The 3,985-nt window shown below is 71.7% G+C and carries 4 protein-coding genes and 1 pseudogene; 4 read left to right on the forward strand and 1 reads right to left on the reverse strand.

The window, feature by feature from the left end:
• A pseudogene (locus F9K34_RS17465) lies at nucleotides 1-305 on the reverse strand (5-formyltetrahydrofolate cyclo-ligase); the annotation flags it as partial.
• Between the two features lie 208 nt (nucleotides 306-513).
• On the opposite strand from F9K34_RS17465, the gene F9K34_RS17470 reads away from it, so the two are divergent.
• The 4 genes from F9K34_RS17470 to F9K34_RS17485 all read left to right on the forward strand — a co-directional run.
• Nucleotides 514-1,014 carry a YbjN domain-containing protein gene (locus F9K34_RS17470; RefSeq protein ID WP_291338392.1) on the forward strand — a complete coding sequence of 167 codons (501 nt, stop codon included), beginning with the start codon at nucleotides 514-516 and terminating at the stop codon, nucleotides 1,012-1,014.
• A 104-nt stretch (nucleotides 1,015-1,118) separates the two neighbouring features.
• Nucleotides 1,119-1,496 (forward strand): hypothetical protein, encoded by a 378-nt coding sequence (locus F9K34_RS17475; protein WP_291338393.1) that lies wholly within the window; start codon nucleotides 1,119-1,121, stop codon nucleotides 1,494-1,496.
• Nucleotides 1,497-1,666: 170 nt separating this feature from the next.
• Nucleotides 1,667-2,413 carry a glycosyltransferase domain-containing protein gene (locus tag F9K34_RS17480; RefSeq protein ID WP_291338394.1) on the forward strand — a complete coding sequence of 249 codons (747 nt, stop codon included), beginning with the start codon at nucleotides 1,667-1,669 and terminating at the stop codon, nucleotides 2,411-2,413.
• 168 nt (nucleotides 2,414-2,581) lie between these two features.
• A partial coding sequence (locus tag F9K34_RS17485) for a hypothetical protein (RefSeq protein ID WP_291338395.1) occupies nucleotides 2,582-3,985 on the forward strand: 1,404 nt, incomplete at its 3' end.

Below are 3,985 nucleotides of genomic sequence, written 5' to 3' on the forward strand. Positions count from 1 at the left end.
GCGGCGGCCCAGCCTCTCAGGTCGGGTTCGCCGCGGAAGGGCCAGTAGAGCGCAACGGTCCGGCCTGCGACCGGCCCGAGCCGTCGGTCGAGTTCCGCCGCGATGGCCGCGTCCGCGGCCGCCCGGGCCGCAACCGGCACCGACTGGCGAAGTGTAATCAGCCGCTCCCTCTCGGCCTTGCGCCATCGCGCCACGTCGCGCTCCGTCGCCGCGTCGCCGATCCCGGCGAACGAGGGGTCGAGTTCGTGCAGGTAACAGGGGGGCGAGGCGTAGTCGCGCCGCTCTTCCTCGTCATCGCCGGTCATGCTGTCCTCCCTTGCCCGGGGCGAGTCTTCCCGGAAACCCAGTGCGCTGCTTGGCGAAATCCGCCGACATAGCGCCATTCCCGCCGCCCGGCGGAGCGATCCGCCGGCTTCCCGGCGGACTGACGCAGGTCAGGGTCCGAAGCGCCGTCAGGTGATATGCGGTCCTTCGGTGGCGGTTGCGGAGGGGGGCGTGATGCGAGGGTTGAAATTGTCCGCGGGGGCCGGCCCGCTCGGATGGGCAGGGGTCCTCGGCCTGGCCGCGGTGGCGGGACTATGCCCGGCGGGTGGCCGCGCAGCCGCCGAGACGCTCGATGCCGGCGATCCCGCGATCGTCGCGGAGCTGCTGCGGGGCTATGGCTACCGGGCCGAGCTCGACTACGACGCGGACGGTCAGGCCTATGTCGGCAGCGCGACGCAGGGCCTGAACTTCGAGATCGACTTCTACTTCTGTGACCGCGGCCGCGACTGCAAGCTGATGGCGCTTCTGGCCTCCTTCACGCTCGATGCCGCCGTTCCGGTCGCCATGGCCGACACCTGGAACCAGGAGCACATCTTCGGCAGGGCCTTCCGGGGGGAGGAGTTGGACCGCATCTACATCGATCATGTCGTGCTCACCGAGGGCGGGCTGACGCGCGACAACCTTGCCTATGTGCTCAGCAGCTGGAACAACGTGATCGTCGAGTTCGCCGACGCCATCGGCTATCGCTGACAAGTCGCGCCAGCGTGATCGTGAGGCCCTGCCGTATCGCCGCCGGCCGCGCTATGATGCCCGCAAACCCGCGCGGCCCGCTCCGCCAAGACCCCGGAGGTTCCATGAAACCCGTTGCCCTCGCGCTTCTCGCGGCGCTCTCGCTCGCCACCCCGGCCGCGGCCTTCACGGCCGAGAACGGATTGATCGTCCGGCCGGAGGCGCCGGATGCCTTCGTCATCCCCTGGCGCGGCAAGTCCGGTCCGGCGGACTTCTGGTGCGCGGCGGGGGATTATGCGGTGCGGGCGCTGCGGCTGCCGGTGACGGCAAAGATCTATCGCGCCTCCGAGCCGCCGCGGCGCTCGGGCGAGGGGGTGCGCTTCACGCTCCGGGCCGATCAGGCGGCGTCCTCGTCGGGGCTCGCGCTCCTCTGGCCGCGGGGCGCGGGCGTCTCGGCGGGCTTCGCGCAGTCCTTCTGCGAGAACCGCATCAACCGGCGCTGAGGCCCTCCGGACAGGACGCGCAGGACCGACGCCACCCTGGCCGGGCCTCGCGCCCTGTCAGGCGCGGCGAGGCGGGCTCCGGCAGGATCGTGCGCCGCCTCGGCGTGATCCCCCCTGCCATCGGCCCGGGGCCCGGCTATAGTCGGCGCCGGAACCATTCGGGCGCGCCCATGTCACTCGTCCTCTACTCTGCCCATTACGGCACGGCCGATCCCTTCAACGCCGGGGTCTTCGGCGGATTTCAGACCTGCCGGCGAGTGATCTTCACCGACCGGGAGGACCTTCGCCTGCCGGGCGTCGAGGTGATCCACGACCCGCTCGACGGCCTCGACCCCGCGCGCGCCTCGCGCCGGGCCAAGCTTCGCCCGCACCTCCATTTCCCGGACGCGGAATGGTCGATCTGGCTCGACAACAAGTCGCGGCTTCGGCGCGACCCGCTGGAGCTGCTCGCCGCCTGCCGGGCCGAGGCGGAGGCCGACTTCTACGCCTTCCGGCATTTCCGCCGCGACTGCGTCTACGACGAGTTGCAGACGGCCTGGGAGAACGGCCTCGACGACTACCGGATACTGAAGGAACGCGAGCGGACCTACCGGGGCGAGGGGATGCCCCGGCACGCCGGGCTGATCGAGGGGCATTTCCTCCTGCGCCGTCACAACGCCCCCGCGCTGGCGCGCTTCGGCGAGCGCTGGTTCGAGCATGTCCTGCGTTATTCCCGCCGCGACCAGATCTCCTTTCCCTACCTCGCCTGGCGGCTCGGCCTCGGCTACCGCATGATCGAGTCGCTCGACTGGAAGGAGACGGTCGAATTCTCGGTCCATGACCGCAAGGACCGCAAGCCGGACTTCCCGCGCCGCAACCTGCTCTACCAGGAGGCGCGGCGCGTCTATCACCGGCTGCGGGGCGCGCGCCGGCGGTGATCCGGGCGGAATCCCGCGCATGCCGCCGGGGTGGGCGGCGGGATGCCGCGAAAATCCGTGCCCCGCGAAGACTTTAGGTCGGGGGACCGGGAAAACCCCCTTGGCATCTGGCCGCCCCTGTCCGACGCTCTCGCGGGAATACGAGTCGGGTAAGGGTGCAGCCTGGTCATGGATACGCCAGTTCTCGCGTCGGTTCGGTCGCTGCCGCGGGTCGGCGCGCGGGCCTGGCTGGTGATGGCGCTCTGCCTCGTGCCGGTTTTCACGGCGCCGGTCCTGCCGCTCGTCGATTTCTATGCCCACGCCCTCCGCTACGCGATCCTCGCCGATGCCGGGCGCGACCCCTGGCTGGCCGAGAACTACCGCAGTGCATGGAGCCTGCTTCCCAACCTCGGCCTCGATGTTCTCGGGTTGGTGCTCTTCCGCGTCCTGCCCGCACTGGTCGCGGCCCGGATCGTCGTTCTCGTCGCCATCGCGGCACCCTTCGTCGGCGTCCTGGTGCTCGCGCGGTGCCTGCACGGTCGCGTGACGCCGCTGGCCGTCGTCCTCGCCGGCATCCTCGCCCACAGTTTCATCCTTGGTTGGGGCTTTGCGAATTTCCTCCTCGGGCTCGGTCTCGCGCTCGCCGCCCTCGGCCTCTGGATCGCGCTGGAGGCGGCGCCGGCCCGCCAGCTTGTCGTCGCGGTCGCGGCCGGCGTGGTGATCTTTCTCACCCACGGTTTCGTCTTCGCGCTCTGGGGCCTCTGCCTCGCGGCCGTCGAACTGTCGCAGGCGATTGATGGCGGCCGGCGCGGCTTGCGGAGGCTGCCGCGGCGGCTCTTCCGCCTTTCCGCCGTCGCCGCTCTGCCCGTCCTGCTTTTCCTTGCGAGCGCGACCGCCGGCGGCGAGGGCGGCGTGACCGCGGCGGCCGGGCACATTGCCGCGCATCTGCGCAACGGTAGCCTTGGGGGCAGGCTTCTCGACGAGGTCGCGCTGCGGCTCGACGGGGCGCTCCGCGTCGCCGAAAGCGGCTGGCCCGTTGCCGACCGGATCTTCGGCCTCGCGCTCTGGGGCCTGCTCGGGTTCGGTCTCGCCACCGGCCGGCTCCGTCTCGATCGCCGGCTCCGCTTCGTGGCGGCCCTCGCCGCCCTGCTCGCGTTGGCGGTGCCGCCGGGGCTCTTCGGCGTCGGCCACCTGCCGGAGCGGTTGCCGCTCGTCCTCCTCGCGGTGCTTGCGGCCGGGACGGAACCCGCGCCGGCGGGCGGAGGGCGGATCCCGCGGGCGCTTTCGGTCCTTCTGCCGCTTCATCTCCTGATGGTCACCATCGCCTGGACCGGCGCGGGGGAGAGCTATCGGGCCTTCCTGAAGGCGTCGGAGGACCTGCCCGGGCGCCTGTTGGCGGCGCCCGCCTTCGCCGCCGAGGCCCGGGACCGCGACGGCCAGCGCGCCTGCAAGCCCCTGACCTTCCTCCTCGGTCTCGAGCGCGGGATCGCGGTTCCGACCTTCGCCAATCCGACCCAGCAGCCCTTGCGCATCACCGGCCCGCTCGCGGCCGCCATGGCCGCCGCCGACGCGCGCGCGGCGGCGGACCCGGGC

This window comes from Albidovulum sp. (genome assembly GCF_008933605.1).
Classification (GTDB): Bacteria; Pseudomonadota; Alphaproteobacteria; order Rhodobacterales; family Rhodobacteraceae; genus Albidovulum.

Coding starts and splice junctions, on each gene's coding strand:
- F9K34_RS17480 (WP_291338394.1), top strand. CDS start 1,667: ATGTCACTCGTCCTCTACTCTGCCCATTACGGCACGGCCGATCCCTTC.
- F9K34_RS17475 (WP_291338393.1), top strand. CDS start 1,119: ATGAAACCCGTTGCCCTCGCGCTTCTCGCGGCGCTCTCGCTCGCCACC.